This is a genomic window from Halanaerobium kushneri, from assembly GCF_900156285.1.
GTDB lineage: Bacteria > Bacillota > Halanaerobiia > Halanaerobiales > Halanaerobiaceae > Halanaerobium > Halanaerobium kushneri.
Map to the genome: position 1 here is coordinate 63844 of NZ_FTNC01000005.1, position 21466 is coordinate 85309.

At 34.3% G+C, this 21466-nt stretch carries 18 protein-coding genes, 1 pseudogene and 1 other annotated feature; of the genes and pseudogenes, 18 read left to right on the forward strand and 1 reads right to left on the reverse strand.

Annotated features, from left to right (window positions below; all coding sequences use genetic code 11):
* The first annotated feature begins 21 nt into the window (after positions 1-21).
* On the forward strand, positions 22-963 hold the full coding sequence (locus BW929_RS04865) for a carbohydrate kinase family protein (RefSeq protein ID WP_076544251.1): 942 nt from the start codon (positions 22-24) through the stop codon (positions 961-963).
* Positions 964-1119: 156 nt separating this feature from the next.
* Here the strand turns inward: BW929_RS04865 and BW929_RS04870 are convergent, their stop codons facing one another.
* Positions 1120-1896: a TDT family transporter gene (locus BW929_RS04870; RefSeq protein ID WP_327077764.1), complete on the reverse strand. Its 777-nt coding sequence runs from the start codon at positions 1894-1896 to the stop codon at positions 1120-1122.
* A 98-nt stretch (positions 1897-1994) separates the two neighbouring features.
* Positions 1995-2204 (forward strand) — a binding site (T-box leader).
* 123 nt (positions 2205-2327) lie between these two features.
* Here BW929_RS04870 and BW929_RS04875 point away from each other — a divergent pair.
* The 17 genes and pseudogenes from BW929_RS04875 to BW929_RS04950 all read left to right on the forward strand — a co-directional run bounded on the left by BW929_RS04875 (position 2328) and on the right by BW929_RS04950 (position 21405).
* A complete protein-coding gene (locus tag BW929_RS04875; protein WP_076544253.1) occupies positions 2328-3542 on the forward strand; it encodes an argininosuccinate synthase in 1215 nt (404 codons plus the stop codon).
* Entirely contained in the window at positions 3543-4949 is a 1407-nt protein-coding gene (gene argH, locus BW929_RS04880; RefSeq protein WP_076544254.1) for an argininosuccinate lyase, read from the forward strand.
* 139 nt (positions 4950-5088) lie between these two features.
* Positions 5089-6312: a M48 family metalloprotease gene (locus tag BW929_RS04885; RefSeq protein WP_076544255.1), complete on the forward strand. Its 1224-nt coding sequence runs from the start codon at positions 5089-5091 to the stop codon at positions 6310-6312.
* A 24-nt stretch (positions 6313-6336) separates the two neighbouring features.
* On the forward strand, positions 6337-6882 hold the full coding sequence (locus tag BW929_RS04890; RefSeq protein WP_076544256.1) for an ECF transporter S component: 546 nt from the start codon (positions 6337-6339) through the stop codon (positions 6880-6882).
* Positions 6883-6925: 43 nt separating this feature from the next.
* Positions 6926-7768: a PfkB family carbohydrate kinase gene (locus BW929_RS04895; RefSeq protein ID WP_076544257.1), complete on the forward strand. Its 843-nt coding sequence runs from the start codon at positions 6926-6928 to the stop codon at positions 7766-7768.
* Positions 7769-7898: 130 nt separating this feature from the next.
* Complete coding sequence (locus BW929_RS04900; RefSeq protein WP_076544258.1) at positions 7899-8954, forward strand: HD-GYP domain-containing protein; 1056 nt, start codon at positions 7899-7901, stop codon at positions 8952-8954.
* 223 nt (positions 8955-9177) lie between these two features.
* Positions 9178-11376, forward strand: a complete 2199-nt coding sequence (locus BW929_RS04905) for a cell division FtsA domain-containing protein (protein ID WP_076544259.1) — start codon at positions 9178-9180, stop codon at positions 11374-11376.
* Positions 11377-11409: 33 nt separating this feature from the next.
* On the forward strand, positions 11410-12393 hold the full coding sequence (locus BW929_RS04910; protein ID WP_076544260.1) for a type I phosphomannose isomerase catalytic subunit: 984 nt from the start codon (positions 11410-11412) through the stop codon (positions 12391-12393).
* Positions 12394-12499: 106 nt separating this feature from the next.
* Positions 12500-13276, forward strand: coding sequence for an IclR family transcriptional regulator (locus BW929_RS04915; RefSeq protein ID WP_076544261.1), 777 nt, complete (start codon positions 12500-12502; stop codon positions 13274-13276).
* Between the two features lie 106 nt (positions 13277-13382).
* A complete protein-coding gene (locus BW929_RS04920; protein ID WP_076544262.1) occupies positions 13383-14429 on the forward strand; it encodes an acyl-CoA dehydratase activase-related protein in 1047 nt (348 codons plus the stop codon).
* Position 14430: 1 nt separating this feature from the next.
* The gene (locus BW929_RS15455) at positions 14431-14916 is read left to right on the forward strand and encodes an acyl-CoA dehydratase activase-related protein (RefSeq protein ID WP_234978061.1); all 486 of its coding nucleotides are present in this window, start codon (positions 14431-14433) and stop codon (positions 14914-14916) included.
* 11 nt (positions 14917-14927) lie between these two features.
* The gene (locus BW929_RS15460) at positions 14928-15512 is read left to right on the forward strand and encodes a 2-hydroxyacyl-CoA dehydratase (RefSeq protein ID WP_234978062.1); all 585 of its coding nucleotides are present in this window, start codon (positions 14928-14930) and stop codon (positions 15510-15512) included.
* Positions 15513-16478 (forward strand): annotated as a pseudogene (locus BW929_RS04930) (acyl-CoA dehydratase activase); the annotation flags it as partial. It abuts the gene before it with no gap.
* 274 nt (positions 16479-16752) lie between these two features.
* A complete protein-coding gene (fumC, locus tag BW929_RS04935) occupies positions 16753-18147 on the forward strand; it encodes a class II fumarate hydratase (RefSeq protein ID WP_076544264.1) in 1395 nt (464 codons plus the stop codon).
* Between the two features lie 469 nt (positions 18148-18616).
* Positions 18617-19906, forward strand: coding sequence for an HD-GYP domain-containing protein (locus tag BW929_RS04940; RefSeq protein ID WP_076544265.1), 1290 nt, complete (start codon positions 18617-18619; stop codon positions 19904-19906).
* A gap of 27 nt (positions 19907-19933) precedes the next feature.
* On the forward strand, positions 19934-20554 hold the full coding sequence (locus tag BW929_RS04945) for a hypothetical protein (RefSeq protein WP_076544266.1): 621 nt from the start codon (positions 19934-19936) through the stop codon (positions 20552-20554).
* A 23-nt stretch (positions 20555-20577) separates the two neighbouring features.
* Positions 20578-21405 carry a DUF6544 family protein gene (locus tag BW929_RS04950; RefSeq protein WP_143414013.1) on the forward strand — a complete coding sequence of 276 codons (828 nt, stop codon included), beginning with the start codon at positions 20578-20580 and terminating at the stop codon, positions 21403-21405.
* Positions 21406-21466: the final 61 nt, after the last annotated feature.

The following is a 21466-nucleotide window of genomic DNA, read 5'->3' on the forward strand; positions in this document are numbered from 1 at the left end:
ATTTAATAAGGAGGATTTTCAATGCAGGGAGTAATAACTTTAGGAGAAGCTTTAATTGATTTTACACCACTAGATGATCAGAATATGGACTTTCGCAAAAATCCAGGTGGAGCACCGGCCAATGTTGCTGTTGCTTTAAGCAGACTGGGAGTAGATATTAGTTTTGTTGGTAAGGTTGGGGATGATGTTTTAGGTAATTTTCTGGCAAAAAAGTTAGAGTCTGAAAAAGTTAATATTGACAACCTTGTTTTAACTAATGAGGCTAAAACAGCAATTACCTTTGTAACTTTAGATGAAGATGGTGACAGAAGCTTTGACTTTTATATTGATCCCAGTGCTGACAGATTTTTAAGAGCGGATGAAATTGATGAAAAACTATTTAGGGAAAATAAGATTTATCATTTTGGGTCTATTTCTTTAATTGATGAACCGGCCAGAACTGCAACTAAAAAAGGTATCGAACTGGCTCACCAAAATGGAATGCTGGTTTCTTATGATCCTAATCTTAGAGAAATGCTCTGGGATTCTCTGGCTGATGCTAAAGAGATGATCTTATCTGTAATGGATCAGGTTGATATCCTAAAAGTTTCAGAAGAAGAGCTTGAATTTTTAACCGGCAAAAAAGATATTAAAAATGGTGCAACAGAATTAAAAGCTGAATATAATATTCCGGTAATTTTTATTACCTGTGGCAGTAAGGGCTCATACTATTATAAAGATCAGCTTGGTTTTGTAGAAGCATTTAAAGTAGATGCAGTTGATACAACTGGAGCTGGAGATGCCTTTATGTCTGGAGTTTTATATAACTTTAATCAGAATGAGCTAAAGCTGGAAGATATTGATGATGATTTCTTAGAAAAAACTTTAAAGTTTGCCAATTATTCTGGTTCACTGGCCGCATCAGCAAGTGGAGCAATGGCTGCTCTGCCGACTTTAGAGGAAGTAAATAAATTAAAATTATAAATTTGACTCTAAAATTCTCTTCTTTAAAGGAATTATGCCGAATTTTTTTGAAGAAGAGTTTCTTTTTTATATGAAAGAGAAAGTTACCTTGGATTTGATGACCTCTGTCAGTAAATTTTTTCATATACTTAGAAACGGTTTTGCTTATGCTTTAATTTACAGAGAGTTTGAAAAGGTGTTTTGCCGAAATAAGAATTTAAAATATGATAAAAAAACAAAAACCAGAATTATTACAGCTAAAAATTCTACCATTCTAGCAGGATAATTTATGAAATTTAGATTAAAATTATTTTTTAAATAATTATTACTCATTTTTAGTCCAATTCCTGTGATAACAAAAGGAAATGTAAAAGCAGAAAAGCTTGGGTAAAATCCGCCTGCTATCATCTTAGGTAAGTACAAAATTACTGCTGTGACTGAAATGATAGTCAAAGCCAGCAGACAGCTTAAAATAAATATATTTTTAACCGGAAATGAACTTAAATATCCAGCCAGACATAATCCTGCAGGAGCTGTAAAGATAGTAATCGTAGGTAGAGCTGCTTCTGGAATTTCTTTAACTTTAAATACCCTGTAAGATATAACTGGTAATAGTATTATGTAAGATGCAAAACCCAGATAAAATAATATCTGACCTAAAAACAAATTATTATAAGCTGGAGCAGTAACACTGGCAACAACAATTCCCACATAAACAATAAAGTAGCTGGGGAAAACTTTTTTTATATTAAATTTTTTAATAAATTTAAGGCTAAATAAGACAATTAAAAGCAGATGAGTTATAACAGCAGAATAATAAATAGTCTCAGCAGCTAATTTAGATACAGGTATTAAATATGTAGATAGAATCATTAAGCCCATTGTAAAGGTTGGAAAACCGGAAGCTAGCTTTACAATTAAAGGATCAAAAGGCTGATTCAGAGCATTATTAATTAAGCTGTAAGCAGAAAAAGATTAAAATTGAACAGATAAATTTCAAAATCTCTTGCAATCAGCAATTAAATACTATATAATACTTAAAAATAAAGAAAAATAAACCTGTGAACAGAAGAGTAGGAATTTTAGTGGAATCAGCGAATCGAGGATGGTGTGAGCTCGAGCAAAACTTGATTCTGAAGCGCATCTGTGAGGATTTTTTCTGAACTCAGTAGGAAAAAACGTAGAATTGCGTTAAATTAGCTGAAAGTGGATAATTATGTTATCAAGCAGAGTGGTACCACGGATATTAACCTGTCTCTATTATATGGAGGCGGGTTTTTGTAGTTTTTTAGCAGTTTTTTGCTGAAAATATTTATAGAAAAATTGTTGGTCTGATTTGTTGAGAATTGAAAAGAGAGCAGAAAATCTAAGGAGGAATTTTAAAAATGGCTAAAAAAGAAATTAAGAAAATTTTGTTGGCGTATTCAGGTGGTCTTGACACTTCAGTGGCGATTAAGTGGCTGCAGGATAAATATGATGCGGAAATTATTACTTATACTGCCCATTTAGGTCAGCCTCAGGACTGGGATGCAGTTGAAGAAAAGGCGCTGGCAACAGGTGCTTCTAAGGCCTATATTGATGACATTAGAGAAGAGTTTATTACCGATTATGTTTATCCGGCACTTAAGGTAAATGCGATGTACCAGGAAAAATATCCCCTGGCAACAGCCCTGGCTCGTCCTTTAATATCCAAAAGAATGGTTGAGATTGCAAAGAAAGAGGGGGTAGATGCACTAGCTCATGGCTGTACTGGTAAGGGTAATGATCAGGTTCGTTTTGAAGTTTCTTTTAAGGCTCTGGCGCCAGAAATGGAAATTATTGCACCTTTAAGAGACTGGGAATTTGTTTCCAGAGACGCAGAGATTGAGTATGCAGAAGAGAATGGAATACCTGTTAAGGCGACTAAAGACAGTCCCTACAGTATTGACCAGAACTTATGGGGGATCAGTATTGAATGTGGTATTTTGGAAGATCCCTGGGAAGAACCGCCTGCAGATGCCTATCAATGGACTAAAGATGTAGATGATACACCTGATAAGCCTAAATATCTTACAATAGATTTTGAAAAAGGAATTCCAGTAGCAGTAGATGGAGAGAAGATGTCTCCGATTGAAATTGTAGAAAAGTTAAATGCAGTTGGTTCAGAATACGGAGTCGGCAGAATCGATATGTTAGAAGACAGACTGGTTGGAATTAAATCGAGAGAGATTTATGAAGCACCAGCAGGAGAGATTTTAATTACCGCCCATAAAGCTCTGGAAGATCTGACTTTAGATCGTGACACTAAAAATTACAAGGCAGAAATGTCAGCTAAATATGCTGAGCTGACCTATAATGGCCTCTGGTTCTCACCTTTAAGGGATGCTTTAGATGCCTTTGTGGAAAGGGCCCAGGAAACTGTAACCGGTACAGTTAAAGTTAAGTTATATAAAGCAAGCTGTACTCTGGCAGGTAGAAAATCTGAGTACTCTCTCTATGACCACGGACTGGCTACTTATGATGAAAGTGATAATTTTGATCATAAATCTGCTCCTGGATTTATTAATCTCTGGGCTCTACCTCTGCAGGTGGCAAATCAGAAAAAGAGAGAAGAGAAATAGATGGCAAAAAACAAATTATGGGGAGGAAGATTTGAGGCAAAGACTTCGGAACTAATGGACAAATTTAATGCTTCTCTTCCTTTTGATATTAATTTAATGGAATATGATATAAGAGGCAGCCTGGCCCATGTTAAAATGCTGGGTAGACAGGATATTCTAAAAGCAGAAGAAGTTGAAAAAATTACTGAAGGTCTTAAAGCTGTCAGAAAAGATCTCAGGGCTGAATTAGAAACTGGAGCTTTTGATTTTAATGAAGCTGAAGATATTCACAGTCTGGTTGAATCAAGACTGACCCAAAAAATTGGTGAGCTGGGAGGCAAACTTCACACAGGACGCAGCCGAAATGATCAGGTCGCTGTTGATATGCGTTTATATCTCAGAGATCAGACTGAGCAAATTATGGAAATGATCTTAAAATTTATGCAGGTTTTGCTCGAACTGGCAGAGGAACATATAGAAACTGTAATGCCGGGTTATACCCATTTGCAGCGGGCACAGGCGTTAACTTTTGGTCATCATCTTCTCGCCTATTACTTTAAAATGAAGCGTGATTACGAGCGTTTTCAGGATGCCTTAAAAAGAATTAATGTTTCTCCTTTAGGTTCAGGTGCTCTTGCAGGCAGTTCTTTTAACTTAGATCGCGATTTTACGGCTCAGGAGCTGGGCTTTGATAGAGCCTGCGAAAATTCGCTGGATGGAGTTAGTGATCGAGATTTTGTTTTAGAATTTTTGTCTGTTGCTTCAAATTTAATGCTGCATTTAAGCCGCTTAAGTGAAGAAGTTATTTTATGGAATTCTAAGGAGTTTTCTTTTATTGAGCTGGCGGATCAGTATACAACTGGAAGTTCAATTATGCCTCAAAAAAAGAACCCTGATCTGGCGGAACTGGTAAGAGGTAAAACCGGCCGAGTAATCGGCAGTTTAAATCAGCTGATGCTGACCATTAAAGGCCTGCCTCTTGCTTATAATAAGGATCTTCAGGAGGATAAGGAAGGCCTCTTTGATAGTGTAGATACAGTCAAAATAATTCTCAAGTTATATCCAGAGATGTTAAAGACTATGAAAGTAAAAAAAGAAGTAATGAAAAAGGCTGCGAGCAAAGGGTTTTTAAATGCAACGGAACTGGCCGATTTCCTGGCAGATAAAGGGATTCCTTTCCGTCAGGCGCATCAGATTGTAGGAGAGGCAGTATTATTTGCTGCTAAAAAAGAAAAAGAACTGGACCAGCTGGGGCAGGCTGAGTGGGAAGAACTGCTGGCTCAGCATATAGAAGTCGAGGCAGAGGTATTGCAGAAAAAACTTTCCGTTGAGGCTGCAGTTAACTCCCATGCTACTAAAGGTGGACCAGCGTTTACAGAGAGTAAACGAACAATTAAAAAAGAAAAAAAGTTTTTAGCTGAGAAATAGAGAAGTTTAAGATTAATTAGCTTTATAGTAGAGCCCCTAATTTAGTGATGTCAATAATTCTAAATTAGGGGTTTTATTTTTTAAGAAAAAGTATTACAATAGATATATAAGTAAACTACTTAAGATTGGAGGCTTTAATATGAGAAATTTAAAGTATCATTTTAATAAGGTTTTTTCAGTAATTTTAATATTATTTTTAATTATGATTTTTAATATTTCAGCTGTGTCTGCTTTTTCTGATTATGAGAAAGATGTTGCAGATAGATTATATAAGGATCTGAACCAAAAATATAGGATTACCGAATTTAGGGAAGGCAGCCTGGAATATGAAACTCTTAAAACACTTGAGAAAAATATAATTAAAGAGAAATTTAAGAATGAAGAATTTAAAGCCCACCATGTTGATGATAAAAAAATTAATGCCTACTATATTGGTGCTGGAAATATAATGCTTTTTGAAGGCTTGTTACAGAAACTGAACACTGAAGACCAGCTGGCAGGTTTAATTGCTCATGAGATGGGACATGCTGTGGAGGAACACCTGACTGAGGATTTAGAAAGAAATTTAGGATTATCATTGTTAAACATTTTATTCAATCATTTTACCGATAATGAATATCAGACCATGACTAATGTGGCTCAGAATTTAATAGCCAATGGTTATTCTAGAGATCAGGAACAGGAATCAGATATTTATGCGGTAGACTTAATGTTAAGAAGTGGCTATGATCCTCAGGGCTTGATAGAGCTAATGCAAATTTTTAAGAAAAATAGTAATAATTTCAAACTGCTGGAGTTCACTCAGACTCATCCTATTCCTCAAAGTCGGATTGACTATCTCAAAGAATATATTGCGCAAAAAAAATCTAAAACTACTGGCGAAAAAAATACAGAAAGTAATGATACCAGTCTTAATCTGCCGGTGAAAGTTGATTCTGCAAACTTTGAAAATAGTCTGATTTCATTTTCCTATCCCTCCGACTGGGAGATAAAAGAGGAGCGAGTATTAAAGAGAGAGGTCCGTTTTAGATATCAGCTTCAGGCAGAAAAATTAAAAGCAGAAATATTCTTAGAAGATTTAAGTTCTAAAACTTTTATGGAAACAGGACGTAAACAGTTTAATTATGCAGCTATTGAGGCAGAGGAAAATGGTTATCAGGTAAGTAAGCGAGTTATTAAGGATGATAAACTGGATATTTATCAGTTACAATTAAATCGAAATCAGCAGGTTGAACTTAAATATTTTATTAATCAGAAAGGCAGACAGCAGCTTTTAAGGTTAAGTTTTGAATTGGCAAGTACAAATAATATTCAGCCGCAAAAACAAATAGAAAATTTAATTGACAGTATTAAATTTAAATAAAATATTTAATCTGGAGTGGTTATTTTGAAAAATAAGACAAGAAAATTAGTCTGGGCAAGTTTTTTGTTGATTCTTGGAATAATATTACCGAGACTTGTTAACCTAACTGGCAGTATTACACTGGGGAATTTAATCTCCCCAATGCACATTCCAGTCTTTTTAACAGCCTTAATTTTAGGTCCTTTTTATGGGACGCTGGTAGGATTTATTACACCTTTATTTAGCACTTTGCTTTTTGCTATGCCGCCTATGATGCCGCCAATTGCAGTTTTGATGGCTTTTGAACTGGCAGCTTTTGGACTAATAGCTGGTTATCTTTATTCAGATAGGTCAAAGAATATATATTTGAGTCTGATTTCTGCTATGATTCTGGGGCGTTTGGTTTATGGGCTGGCTTTAATTGCAATCGGGCCAATCTTTAATTTTAATCCACCATTTATTCCTTTTCTACAGGGAGCTTTTATTACCGGGATTCCGGGGATGGTTATTCAACTTGTCTTAGTTCCAATGATCATTGACAAGATAAAGCCAATAAAGGAATTTGCAGAGTTTAATAGAAAAATAAAATAGAGGTATTTTTAAGACTTTAAACTCATTATTGAGGAGGGAAATTATGCAGTATGATATATTTTCTGTAGGAGATAATATAGCTGATTATTATCCCGAAGAAAAGAAGGTTTATGCCGGTGGAGGTGCTTTTAACACAGCTGTGATTGCAAAAAGACTGGGGGCTAAAGCGGCCTATTATGGAGTTTTTGGAACAGATGATAATGCGAAATTTTTATTTGAAACTTTAAAGAAGGAAAAAGTAGCTTATCCAGTTAACGATATCAGAAAGGGAAGAAATGCACTTTCGATTATTCGAAAAGCAGGAAACAAAGCAATTGTAGAAGCTGTGGATAAAGGTGTCTATAAGAATTTAAAGATCAACAAAAATGTGCTGGAAATCATCAAAAATTCTAAAATTGTTCACAGCAATATTTATTCATATTTTGAAGATTATCTGCCTCAGCTTCATTATAAAACTAAACTTTCATTTGATTTCTCCTATCTTCGAAATAAAGAATATATAGAAGATATTATTTCTAAAGTAGATATTGCCTTTTTCTCTGAAAGTAAAGATAATGAGGATCCAGCAGCTTTTTTAGACTGGGTTTCTCAATTTGAAGTTGAAGCTGCTATTTTGACCCTTGGTGATCAGGGTGTTTTAATGAAAACTGGAGATAATTTAATTAAGGAAACTTCTTTACCAGTAGAAGTTATTGATACCTTGGGAGCTGGAGATGCATTTATTGCTGCTTTTTTAACTTATCTGGCAAAAAATGAAAAAAATTATCAAAAAGCTTTGACTAAAGGATTGCAAACTGCGGCAAGATACTGTAAAGTAAGAGGTGGCCTGGGAGTTTTTCAGCCGCGAGAAGAGGAACAAAAAATTTATAAAAATGTTCATGAATAAAAAAGCAGAAAAAAGTTATAAATTGCATTAGATCTTTATTTTGAAATTTTAAAGGATTTAAATAGTTTTTATAGAAAATATTTTTTAGAGAAAAATTATTTTAGCTATTGTGGGGAAAGGATCATAGAATATGCGTCTAGTCTTAACAGAAAATTTAAAAGAAGATATGGAACTTGCCAAACCAATTTATGAAAATGGAAATGTATTACTTAATAAGGGTGTTAGTAATCTCTATAAATATAAAAGAAAACTGCTGGAACTTGGAATAAAGCATCTATATGTAGAAGATAAGTATTCATATGATATCGAAATAAATGAAGCAATTAAGGACAGCACAAGACGTAATGGTAAAAAGATTGTGACTAATACTTTTGATAGAATTAAAAATGGGTTTATAGATTTGAATACTGGTGATTTAAAAAATGTTATTGAAGATATTACTGATGAGCTGGTTTTAAATGAAGATGTTTTATTAAATCTGGTAAGTTTAAAGAGTACCAGCAATTATACTTATGAGCATTCAGTCAATGTAAGTGTTATCTGTATTGCTCTTGGTAAAATGCTTGGTTACAGTAAAAGTGAGCTTTTTAAGCTTGGTATGGGTGGTATGCTGCATGATGTAGGTAAAACTTTGATTCCCGAAGAAATCCTGAATAAGCCAGACAAACTAACAGATCATGAATATGAAGTAATTCAAAATCATCCTGAACTTGGCTTCAATTATCTTCAACAGATAGAATCTATAAGTCCACTATCGCGGATTGTAGTTTATTCACATCATGAGCGAGTTGATGGTTCTGGATATCCACGCGGACTAAAAGGTGATGAAATCCACGAATTTGCCAGAGTGGCTGCTATTGCTGATGTTTTTGATGCGCTGACAAGTGACCGAGTTTATAGGGACAGATGGCCAACCTATAAAGCTGCTGAATATATTATGAATCATACTGAACAGTTATTTGATTATCAGCTGGTTAAAAAGTTTCTGCCCCAGGTTTCTTTTTATCCTAATGGTTCAGAAGTAATTTTAAGTACGGGTCATCGCGCGGTAGTTAGAACACAGAATGTAGGTTTTCCTACCCGGCCAATACTCAGATTAATTGAAGATGATGAAGGCAATGAGTTGGATCGAGAATTGGATCTTTTAAAACATATGAACATCGTAATTACTAAAGTTATTGTTTAAATATCTGATTCAAAAATAATTTTTCTTTAATAAAATTTGAGTTTTTTTAAAACTATCTTCCTAAATTACTCAGGGAGGTAGTTTTCTTGATTTAAGAAGCTTTGTAACATTTTTCTTCGATTAATTTAAAGGGATATCACCCTCAATATAGAATATAATTAGCAGGTAGGAAAATTTATTTAATTTTATTTTTTACTAAATGTTTACAGGGAGGAATATCTTTATGACCAATGAGATCACCTTTGCTCTGGATATCGGCACCAGAACAATTGTCGGGATATTAATAAAAGAAAATGAAAATGGCTATCAGATTGTCAATTCTGCTGTGCGTGAACATCAGACCAGAGCGATGCTTGATGGTCAGATACATAATGTGGCCCGGGTGGCAGATGCCGTTGCCGAAGTGAAAAAGGAACTGGAAGAAAAATCAGGCCTAAGCTTAAAGAATGTTGCCATAGCAGCAGCGGGAAGAGCCTTAAAAACTGTAACCCAAAGCCACAATATTGAACTGGAAAGAAGCAGATATATAGAAGAGGAAGATCTTAAAACTTTAGAGTTAAAAACTATTCAAAAAGCTCAGGCTGAACTTAAAAAAGATCAGCAGCAGAACCAGTCTTATCAGAATCAGGGACTGGAAACTAAGAAAAATAAAAATAATGCTGTAGATTATCATTTTGTTGGCTATACAGTTCGCAGATATAGTTTGGATGGAATGGAACTGGGTCATTTATTGGGGCAGCGGGGCAAGAATATGGAAGTTGAACTGGTTGCAACTTTTTTACCAAGGATTGTTATCGACTCACTACTTTCCGTAATTAATAGAGTTGGATTGGAAGTTGAACATTTAACACTTGAGCCAATTGCTGCTTCTCAGGTGGTTATTCCAGAAGCAATGAATAACTTTAATCTGGCCCTGGTAGATATAGGAGCTGGAACTTCTGATATTGCAATTAGTAAAAGCGGCTCTATTTCAGGTTATGCAATGGTGCCAGTGGCAGGTGACGAAATTACTGAAATTATTTCCGAGAAGTTTTTAATTGATTACAATAATGCTGAGAATGTAAAATGCAGTCTCTTAAAAAATGAAAATTTAGAAGTTAAAACAATTCTGGGTGAGAGCCTGGTGTTAAATAAAGATGAGGTTCTGGCTGCAATCGAGGAACAGCTCGAAAATTTAAGCAGTTCAATTGCAGAAAGTATTTTAGAAATAAATTCCGCTCCACCTCAGGCTGTTATCTTTATTGGAGGAGGGAGTCTGACTCCTGGCCTGAAAGAGAAGTTTGCTAAAAAAATTGATATAATTGAGAGTAGAATTGGAATTAGAAAAAGAGAAGATTTAAATAATATTGAAGGTGAAATTGAAGGAGTTAACACGACTCAAACGCTGACTCCACTTGGGATAGCAGTTAGTACTCGAGAAACACAAAGTAAGGCTGTTTTTATTGAAGTCGAGGTCAATGGTGATCGAATAAATCTGCTTACACTATCTCAACCCACAGTTGCCGATGCACTGCTTGCTGCAGATATAGAAATGGAACAGCTTAGTCCTCGTCCGGGGATGGGGATTACTGCTACAGTAAACGGTGAACTAAAAACCGTAAAAGGAGAAATGGGTAGTGCAGCCAAAATATTTCTAAATCAGGAGGAAGCTAAACTTAAACAGAGAGTTTCTAATGGTGATCGGATTAGTTTTCAGGCTGGCAGACCAGGAAAGAATGCTGAGGCAAAAATTAAAGAAATTATTCCAGATGAGGATCTATGTAATTATGATATATATTTAAATGGCAGTAAAAACAAAGTTGGTACTAGTGTTTTTCAAAATGGAAAACTGGTAAATTTAGAGGAAAAATTAGTTGATGGAGCTGAGATCGAATATACTGTACCAGAAACTATTAGGGAGGCTCTGGCTCAACTGATGGAGGTTCCTGCAGCAACTTTTACTAATGAAAGTGTTAAATATAATTTTAATGGTAGAGAAGAAGAAACTGTCATTTCCAGATTTTCTGTTACTACAGTGGAAGGGGAAAAAGTTGATCTGGATCGTTCTTTAGAATCCGATTTGAAACTTCAAATTAAAGAAAAACAGGAAAAAACCCTTACAATCAGGAAGTTACTGCAGGAAAAGGGTAACCAGGAAATTGATTTTTACTTTAATGGCAGTGAGCTAAGTGTTCCCAATCAGAGATGGGAAATAGAGGTCGATGGAGAAAAAGTCGAACTGGATTATAAAATCCAGAATGGGGATCAGATCAGAGCTTTTTCGCGCACCTTAACTGTTGAAGGAGTATTTGATTATATTAATTATGGGATCTCTGGTAAGATGAAGCAGAAGATGCAGTTGGTTTTAAATGGAGAACCAGTTAATCTTTCAGCAAAAATAAATGATGGTGACCGATTAAAAGTTAAATTGAATGCTCAATAAGATATACTAAATATAGATTGGGAGGAATAAAATATGTTTTACCCGCTAAAATTTGATCATAAATATATAGAGAAGATTTGGGGAGGAAATAAACTCCAGAATTATCGCAATGATCTACCAGAGGTGGAAGGACAGATTGGTGAAAGCTGGGATGTTTCTGCTCAGGAAGCAGGGATGAGTATTGTTCAAAATGGCAAATTAAGTGGTAAAAGTCTTAAAGAACTGACTTCAATGTATCCTCAGCAAATTCTGGGAGAGGAAATAGAGGCAGAAGAATTTCCACTTTTATTAAAAATACTTGATGCACAGGCTCAGCTTTCAATTCAGGTTCATCCAGATGATGATTATGCGGCTAAATATTCGGGTGAAGCTGGTAAAACAGAAGCCTGGTATGTTATTGATGCTGATGAAGATTCTTATTTAGTTATTGGTACTGAAGACTGTACAGAAAGCGAATTTAAAAAGGCAGTGCAGAATGATGAAATTAATCAATATGTTAAAAAGATTAAAGTAAAAAAAGGAGATGTCTTTTTTATTAAGGCCGGGCTGCTTCATGCTATAGGAGCTGGAATTATGCTGGCTGAAATACAGCAGAGCAGTGATACAACCTACAGAGTCTATGATTATGGCCGCGGCAGAGAACTGCACTTATCAAAGGCAATGGATGTTATTGATTTTAAATTAAGCTCTGAAAAAAGAAAAGGTCTCAAAGTATGTGGTGATGATTTTGACTACAGCTATTTTTGTTTGAATGATAAATTTGCTCTTGATATTATTAATGTAAAGACAGTCTATCAGGATCAGGGTGACCAGGAGCGATTTTATATTTTAACAGTTGTAGAGGGATCAGGCAAACTATTTTATGATGATCAGGAGCTTGAATTAGCTGAAATTGATAGTGTGTTGATTCCTGCTTATTCGGAAGAGTTTAGGGTGGAAGGGAATTTAAAGCTCATGAAAAGTTATATCCCTGATTTAGATAAAAATCGTCAGCAGATATTATCTGTTGTTGAGTAAATATATAATTTAGTTAAAGTTAAAGTTAAAGATTTCCTTTTCGTTTGCAGGAAGTATTTTGTTTAAAAAATTAGTTTAATATTTTTTATTGAGAAAGGAATTAATAATGGCTTCTAAAAAACCAAACCAGTTAATAAAGTCTCTTGATAGAGCACTTGATATTCTGGAATTAATAGTAGGAAAAGAAAATGGAATGGGTGTAACAGAAATCAGTCGGGAGCTAGATATTCACAAAAGTACAGTTTATCGGCTGCTGGATACTCTTAAATTTAGGGGATATCTGGAAAAAAATGAAGATAACCACAAATATATTGCCGGGATTAATTTATTTGAACTGAGTTCTAAGGTTTTAAATGATATTGACAGCCGAATTAGGGTCCGTCCGTATTTAGAGGAATTGATGCAGAAGACTAAAGAGACAATTCACCTTGGGATCCTCGATTCCGGTGAGGTTATTTATCTAGATAAAGTAGAGAGTACGGCCACAATCCGCATGTATTCGCAGGTCGGTAAAAGAGTTCCGGCTCATTCGACCAGTCTTGGCAAAGCAATAATGGCTCATTTACCAGAAGAAAAAGTTAGAGAAATATTAAAAGAAAAAGGAATGGAGAAAAATACTGAAAATACAATTACCAGTATTGAAGAGTTTCTGATTCATCTAAAAAAAGTAAAAAAACAGGGTTATGCAGTCGACGATGAGGAGCAGGAAGAGGATATCCGCTGTATAGCAGGACCAATTTTTAATCACCGGGGTGAGGTAGTGGCAGCTTTTAGTATTTCAGCTCCCATTACCAGAATGACGGAAAGTAGAATGAGCGAACTGGCTGATCTTGTTGTTGAATATTCTAAAAAAATGTCCAGATCATTGGGGCACAGCAGCTGATTTTCAGTTTAAAGGTGATTAAAGCTTTTTTGATTTTTTTATCTTTTTAAGATAAAATATTTATAAATTGATAATAATTTCTGCTAAATTGTGGAGGAATCGATATATGAAAAATAGAAAAATAGGTATTCCAAGAGCTCTGCTCTATTATTATTATTTCCCTTTCTGGCTTAAACTTTTGACGGAGCTTAATCTGGAACCAGTCATTTCGGACAGTACATCCAGAGAATTACTGGATAAGGGAGTTAAGAAGTCACTGTCTGAAATTTGTGTTCCCATAAAAGTTATGATTGGCCATCTAATAAATTTAGATCAAAAAGAAGTTGATTATATATTTTTACCCAGATTTCGATCAATTAGAAAAGGTGTCGTTTTATGTCCTAAATTTCTGGGGCTGCCGGATATGGTTAAACATTCTCTGCCCGGGTTAAATACAGAGTTGATTTCAGATCAGATTGATTCAAAAAATGATAATATAGCAGATTACTCCAATCATCAAAAGCTGGCTGCAGTTCTGGATATTCCCAAAAAAGAGATGAAGAAAGCTTTGAAAAAAGCAGCAGAATTCTGGCAGCGCTACAGAAAACTTCTTTATAAAGGTTATCTGATTGATGATTTTGCAAAGATTGAGGACATTGAAGCGCTGGAGAATTTAATTTCTAAATTTGAAACTGATAATAATTTTCCTCAGAGCAAAAGAAAAAAAATAAAAACTGCCGGGAAGGAAGAGGTTGTTGATATTGCTCTGATTGGATATGTTTACAATGTATTTGATCAGTACATAAATATGGATATTATAAATAAACTTAAAGAAATGGGAGTTCGCGTTCATACTTTTTCTATGGTAGCAGAAGAAATAATAGAAAAAGAATTATCCAGTTTGCGAAAACCGATGTTCTGGGAGTTTACAAACAAACTTTATGGAGCGGCAGAACACTATTTTAAAAATGATAAAATAGATGGAGTTATTCACTTAACGGCTTTTGGTTGTGGTCCTGACTCAATGCTTGGTCAGATTTTAGAAGTAGATGCTAAAGAAAATAATAAAGCTTTTATGACTTTAAGAATTGATGAGCAGACCGGTGAAAGTCATATTATAACCAGAATTGAAGCTTTTATTGATTTACTCAGACTAAAAAAGGAGAAAAACTAATATGCGATTATCTTTTCCTTACATGGGTCCTACAATTGTATATAAAAAGCTTTTTGAACTGCTGGGTCATGATGTTGTAATGCCTCCCAAACCGAATAAAGAAATCATTGATCTGGGGGTAAAATACAGTCCTGAATTTGCCTGTTTTCCCTTTAAGGTGATAACAGGTATTTATTTAAAACTTATGGAGAAAAATGTTAATACTTTAGTTACAAGCGGGGGGCATGGTCCCTGCCGTGCAGGTTATTATGGCGAGGTTCATAAAAAAATATTAAAAGATTTGGGTTATGATGTGGAAATTATAGTTATTGATTCTCCTCATGATGATTATAAATATTTTTATGATATTGTTAAAAGATTAAAAGGAGATAGTTCCTGGTTTAAGGTAGCAAAAGTAATTAAAACAATTTATGATCTGACTCGTGCTCTTGATGAAATTGAAAAAAAGATAGAGATATTAAGAGCCTATAGTGACAGTGGTAAATAAATAGAATCTGGATGGATGCTCAACAGGATTTTTATCAAATAAAGTCTGCAGCTGAAGTTAAAGAAATTAGAAATAAGTATTTAAATAAATTAGAGAAATTTAAAACTTCAATACCACCTGAAAATGAACGTTATCGAATTGGAATAATTGGTGAAATCTATGTGGTGCTAGAACAGTCTATTAATAATCAAATTGAAGAAAAAGTTAACCGCTTTGGCTTTGAGGTTGAACGTTCTCAATATCTAACTGATTGGGTTAGAGACAATGCCCTTCCTTTTACAGGTAAGGATTTAGAAGAAATTGAAGCTAAAGGAGAAGAATTTATAGAGATTGAAATTGGTGGTCATGCACGAGGAAATATTGGTCATGCTATTGATTTTAAAGAAAAAGGTTTCGATGGGATTATTCATCTTAAACCTTTTGGGTGTTTACCTGAGCTTGTATCTCAGAGTGTAATGGATGATCTATCCGAAAAATACGAAATACCGGTCTTAACTATTTCTATAGACGAACAGACGGCTGATGCTAATGTACTGACAAGAGTAGAAGCTTTTCTGGACATGATTAAAGAAAAAGATTACAGGGAGGTTATGTAGATGAAAAATCTTTATCTGGGTGTAGATATAGGTTCAGTTAGCATCAATATTGTTGCAATTGATGAAGCAAATAAATTACAGTTTAAACTTTATACCCGTAACTCAGGTAATCCAATTGAACTTGTCAAAAAAGGTTTAAGTAAATTTGAAGATGAAATAGAAATTCAAAATTATCAAATCAGTGGAGTTGGAGTGACTGGTAGTGGACGCCAGCTGATTGCTTATGTACTCGGTGCTGATACTGTTAAAAATGAAATTACAGCTCATGCTAGAGCTTCAACCTATTATCATCCTGATGCCGGTACTATCTTTGAAATCGGTGGTCAGGATTCGAAATTAATTATTGTTGAGGATGGGATAGCAGTTGATTTTGCCATGAACACTGTCTGTGCTGCCGGAACAGGTTCTTTTCTTGATCATCAGGCGGAAAGGCTGGGAGTTCCAATTGAAGAGTTTGGTGGGTTAGCCCTGGAAGCTGATCGTGATGTAAGGATTGCCGGCCGCTGTACAGTTTTTGCAGAATCAGATATGATTTCAAAACAGCAGTATGGTTTTACTAAGCCAGAAATTATCAAAGGTCTCTCAAAGGCACTGGTTAGAAACTATATGAATAACCTTGTGCGGAATAGAGTTTTAGAAGGAAGATATATATTTCAGGGTGGTGTGGCAGCTAATGTTGGAATTAAAGCTGCCTTTGAAGACGAAATTGACGCAGAAGTTACTGTGCCTGAACATCATGATGTAATGGGAGCAATTGGAATTGCCATGCTTGCCAAAAGGGATGTTAAAAGAAGTGGTAAGGCCAGCAGTTTTAGAGGCTTTGATCTAACAGAGCAGCAGTTTGAAACTAAAAGTTTTGAGTGTGGAGACTGTGCCAATAACTGTGAGGTAATTAAAGTTATTGCAGATGGAAAAGTAATAGCAGTTACTGGAGATCGTTGTGGTAAATGGGAAGCTTCTTTGATTGGTGATAGTGTGGTTAGTTCTGAGACTGACTCCAGAAAAGAAGAAAGTTCAGCTGATAAAATTTCAAAAAAGAAAAATAAGGACCCTGAAGAGATTGAGGTTGATCTCTATAAGGTAGATCCAGAAGAGGAAAAGCAGGTAATGAAAGAACTGGAAGAACTAGAAGATCAGGAAGAGCTGGAAGAATCGGATAAAGATGAAAAAGAAGATAATGTTCTGGTTTAAAGTATAAAAGTAGTTTAAAAAATTAATTATTTAATAAGCGAGGTGCCAGATGGATTACCGTTTAGAAGAAGATAGTTTGGGAAAGGTAAAAGTTCCCAGTGATAAACTATATGGTGCACAGACTGCAAGGGCAGTGGAAAACTTTCCGATTGGTGAAGAAAAAATGCCGACAGAAATTATCAGAGCTTATGGGGTTGTCAAAAAAGCTGCTGTACTGGCCAATTATGAGCAGGAATTGATTAGTAGAGAAAAGAGAGATTATATTTTAAAGGCAGCCGATGAATTAATCGCGGGGAAGCTGGATCAGCATTTTCCTATTTCACTCTGGCAGACAGGTTCGGGAACTCAGACAAATATGAATGTTAATGAGGTGCTGGCAAATAGGATTTCAGAGATGGCAGGGGAAGAACCAGGCAGTAAAAAACCTGTACACCCCAATGATGATGTCAATATGTCTCAATCATCTAATGATACTTTTCCTACCGCAATGGCTCTGGCAGCTGTCAGCAGAACTGAAGATTTTTTGCTGCCGATTTTTGAAAAATTACAGACAGAATTGGAACAAAAAGCTGAAAAGTATTCAGATTTAGTTAAAGTTGGCCGAACTCATTTAATGGATGCAACCCCTATAACTTTAGGCCAGGAGTTTGCAGCCTTTTCGGCCCAGATTACTGATATTATTGAAATGCTTAAAGATAGTCTTAAATATATAAAAAAGTTGCCACTGGGAGGAACTGCTGTTGGGACTGGTTTAAATACTAAGGTGGGTTTTGCTGAGAAAGCAGTTAAATTTATTAATCTGGAAACTAAAAATTCTTTTAGAGTGGCTCAGAACAAATCAGCCGGTATTGCAGCTCATGATAGTTTTGTTAATTTAAGTGGGGTTTTAAAAACAGCAGCTTCTTTTTTAATGAAGCTTGCAAATGATACTCGCTGGCTTGCATCTGGTCCGCGTTGTGGTATTGGTGAAATTAAAATACCTAAAAATGAGCCTGGTAGTTCAATTATGCCGGGAAAGGTTAATCCAACTCAGGCGGAAGCTTTATTTCAGGTAGCTGCACAGGTAATGGCAAATGATACAGCTGTTAATATTGGTGGAGGTAGTGGTAATTTTCAGCTTAATGTTGCTAAACCTTTAATTATCCACAATATTTTACAATCTATCAGCTTACTTGGAGATGCGGTTAAATCTTATAATCAGCGCTGTCTAAAGGGGATTGGAGCCAATCAGGAACAAATTGAATCTTATCTTGATAGCTGTTTGATGTTAGTTACGGTTTTAAATCCGATTATTGGTTATGATAAGGCAGCCCAAATCGCCCAGAAAGCTTTTAAAGAAAATTTAAGTTTAAAAGAAGCTGCAGTTAATCTTAATTATTTAACTGAAGCAGAATTTGAACAATATGTAGATCCTAAAAAGATGACCGAGCCCAATCTGGAGTAGCATACTAGTACCGTGAACCACCCGATATATGTCGGAATGTGTCGTTTGAAAAACACCTATAAATAAATATATATAATTACAAGTTCTGAGAATTAAACTCAGAACTTTTTCTTTTGGAAGATAATATAATTTTACTAAATTTATTGGTAATACTTATTATTAAAGCTATTAAAGCACTTTTTTTGCTCTAAAAAAGAGGACTTCTGCCAAAAATATTGAATTATATTAAAGAGTAATCTGGCAGCAGAATGAGACTAGCTTAAATAAAATGAGCCGAGCTTACCTTCGTAAATTGAGCTTAGAAATACAGATAACGAAGGGAGCTGAATCTTAATGAAAAAGCTTTATGTTGCTATAACAACTGCTTTGATTACATTTGGTACAGCTATTTCCGTATTAGCTGATACTAGTAAATGGTAAAATTTTAAATAATTTGCTGTCAGATTATTTAATTGGGAGGTGAATAAAATTGGGAAAGAAATTAAAAATTTATTTGTTAATTATATACTTAATTAGTCTCTTGTTCCTTCTAATTTTATTTCCGGAATTTATTCATGAAAGTCGTTATTCCCATGTGATTTTTTTATTTATTGTAACTTTTTTAATGAACAATTTTAGTATATTTTTTAACTATATTACAAGAATAAAAACATCTATGACTATTCCAGTATTGATAAGTGCCTTTTATTTTATTAATCCATTATGGGTGGGGATTGTTACAGCCTTAGGTACTATAACTTTTAAAGAAGAAATAAAATATTTTGTCTGGTATAAGTTTTTATTTAATAGAAGTTCAATTTTTTTAGCTTCTGTTTCAGGAGCGCTCGTTTTTAATTTGTCAAGGTCAGTGCTTGATGGTAATACATTTCCAATATTATCTGCATTGATGGCTAGTATTGTATATTTTATAATAAACAATTTTTTAGTTTATATTGTAATTAATTTAGCGGATAATGATGTGAATCAAATGTCATTAATAAGTTATTTTAGAGAACTCTCAAAAAATTTAATTACATCTTATTTTATTGGTCTTATCTTACTTGCTTCATATATCAATTTTGGTAAGTCTTTATTTGTTCTTGTCATTATCTTATTATTTATTATTAAAGATTTTTTCTATTCACGGCTGCAGCAGATGAACTCCTATACCCAGATAATCGAAAGTTTTCTTAAAGTAATTGATTCAAAAGATCATTATACTGAGGGTCACTGTGAGCGGGTGGCCAATTATACATACCATCTTTGTAATGAAATGAATTTATCCAGAGCAAAGTCAGAAAAGATTATCAGTATTGCTAAGATCCATGATATTGGTAAAATTTATGTTGATGATGATATTTTAAGAAGCTCAGATAAGTTGAGTGAGCAGGAGTATAAGGAGATTAAACGACATACAGAGTATGGATATCAACTTTTAAAGGACATTGATTTAATCAATGATGAGCTTGATATAATTCTTTATCATCATGAACGTTGGGATGGCAGAGGATATCCCGAAGGACTTAAAGGAGAAAAAATTCCGGTAGGAGCTAGAATTTTAACGGCCTGTGACTCACTGGATGTTATGATTACCGGGAGAACATATAAACCTCCGATGACAAAAGAAGAAATTATTGCTGAGTTTAAAAAGTGTTCTGGAGGGCAGTTTGATCCAGAAATTGCCCGGAAAATGATCCAGTTGATTAAAGATGGATATTTTGATGACAAATTTAAAAGTGAAGAAAAAATCAGGGAATTAGAGTTGTCACTTGAATACTAATCTATCAGGAAAAGGGGAGAGCTGAATATGAATACAGAAATAAAGAAATTGATTCAGGAACTTGAGGGAGTAGTATCCTGTAATTTAACAGGGGTAGATGAGATAGATGAAATCCATATTATAGCCGATAAGAAAAGAGATCCCAAGCGAATAGTCAGAGATGTAGAAACAGTTTGTCTGGTACATAAAGATTTTAAGATTGACCATAAAAAAATCAGTATTGCCAGAATAGACAGTGATTTTTCAGAGGCAATGGAAGGTTATGCGAATGATCGAATAGAGTTAGTTTCAATTTATACTGAAAATAATCGTTCTCGCTGTAATGTAGAAATGAAAATAAATGGCCAGGAGATTAAAGAAAGTTTTGAAGCACAAATTGGTGAAAATATAGAAAAATTGATCGGGAGGTCTGTTTTGACAATTTTGAACAAGTTTGTGGAATTTAATCTTCAGCTTATTGTAGATGATATTTTTACTATTAAAGGTAAAGAGGACCTTGTAATTGCTCAAATTTCGATGTATAATCCAGAGAATAATATGATGCAGGAGAAATTAGTTGGGGCAGTTCATGTAAATAATAATATATCTTTAGCAATAGCAAAAGCCTGTTTAAAAGCAGTTAACCGTAAAATTTGTAATTATCTTTAAAAAATGAATACGGGGTGATTATCTTGCTGAAAAAAATATTTATATTATTACTTCTATTAATAATTTCATTTTCCTTGTATACAGTGCTTGCCAATATTTATCTTGATCGACAGTATAAGCAGGATGTCAGCTCGATGCAGAGAAGATATACACTCAGTGATAATATTACTATTCCTAATCCAAACAGTATTTCTATTCCGTCTTCATTAAGGAGATATATTCAGCTTAGTATTCCTGATCGTAATAACTTATCAACTTATGTTAATTTAAATTATTCTGGTAAATTTCGCAAAGACAAGTATGGTGAGATGTATGATTTTAAAGTAAAATCCTTTTATAATTTAAAAAACGAAGAATTTGTTAGTGAGTGGTTTATTGATGAAAATCGTATTATTTTTGATAAGTTAAGAGAAGTATCAATTGGAGAAAATCAGATTTATGAATTCAAATATTTAGGGGTTAAAAATGAACGAGAGGTTTATGGACAGGCTGCCAGGAATTTTTTGGGAAGCCGCATGATTATTGATGCAGTTTATTTTCCCTATTATTATTTATCGAGTGAAAATATAGATTATAAATATATGAGTAATAACCGGACTTTATTAGAGTTGGATACTGATACTGGTAAAATAAACTTTGTTCTTGAATTCAATGACGATGGTCTTTTAAGCACAATCACTTCGGGCAAATTTAGTTTTGATGGAAATAGTGTCAGCCTTAAGGCATCTTATAATGATTATATTGATTATAAAAATTATTATCTCCCTGGCTCAATTATTGTGGAGATAGAAAATAATTTTGATAAATATATTTTATATGAAGCTAATCTTGACAGTGTTGTTTACAGATGAATATGAAAGCTTTAGAATACCTTTTAGTGTAAATAAAAAAGGTATTTTTTCTGTGACATAG

Coding starts and splice junctions, on each gene's coding strand:
- BW929_RS04920 (WP_076544262.1), top strand. CDS start 13,383: ATGAAAAATAGAAAAATAGGTATTCCAAGAGCTCTGCTCTATTATTAT.
- fumC (WP_076544264.1), top strand. CDS start 16,753: ATGGATTACCGTTTAGAAGAAGATAGTTTGGGAAAGGTAAAAGTTCCC.
- BW929_RS04895 (WP_076544257.1), top strand. CDS start 6,926: ATGCAGTATGATATATTTTCTGTAGGAGATAATATAGCTGATTATTAT.
- BW929_RS04910 (WP_076544260.1), top strand. CDS start 11,410: ATGTTTTACCCGCTAAAATTTGATCATAAATATATAGAGAAGATTTGG.
- BW929_RS04900 (WP_076544258.1), top strand. CDS start 7,899: ATGCGTCTAGTCTTAACAGAAAATTTAAAAGAAGATATGGAACTTGCC.
- argH (WP_076544254.1), top strand. CDS start 3,543: ATGGCAAAAAACAAATTATGGGGAGGAAGATTTGAGGCAAAGACTTCG.
- BW929_RS04865 (WP_076544251.1), top strand. CDS start 22: ATGCAGGGAGTAATAACTTTAGGAGAAGCTTTAATTGATTTTACACCA.
- BW929_RS04905 (WP_076544259.1), top strand. CDS start 9,178: ATGACCAATGAGATCACCTTTGCTCTGGATATCGGCACCAGAACAATT.
- BW929_RS04945 (WP_076544266.1), top strand. CDS start 19,934: ATGAATACAGAAATAAAGAAATTGATTCAGGAACTTGAGGGAGTAGTA.
- BW929_RS04885 (WP_076544255.1), top strand. CDS start 5,089: ATGAGAAATTTAAAGTATCATTTTAATAAGGTTTTTTCAGTAATTTTA.
- BW929_RS15455 (WP_234978061.1), top strand. CDS start 14,431: ATGCGATTATCTTTTCCTTACATGGGTCCTACAATTGTATATAAAAAG.
- BW929_RS04915 (WP_076544261.1), top strand. CDS start 12,500: ATGGCTTCTAAAAAACCAAACCAGTTAATAAAGTCTCTTGATAGAGCA.
- BW929_RS04875 (WP_076544253.1), top strand. CDS start 2,328: ATGGCTAAAAAAGAAATTAAGAAAATTTTGTTGGCGTATTCAGGTGGT.
- BW929_RS15460 (WP_234978062.1), top strand. CDS start 14,928: ATGGATGCTCAACAGGATTTTTATCAAATAAAGTCTGCAGCTGAAGTT.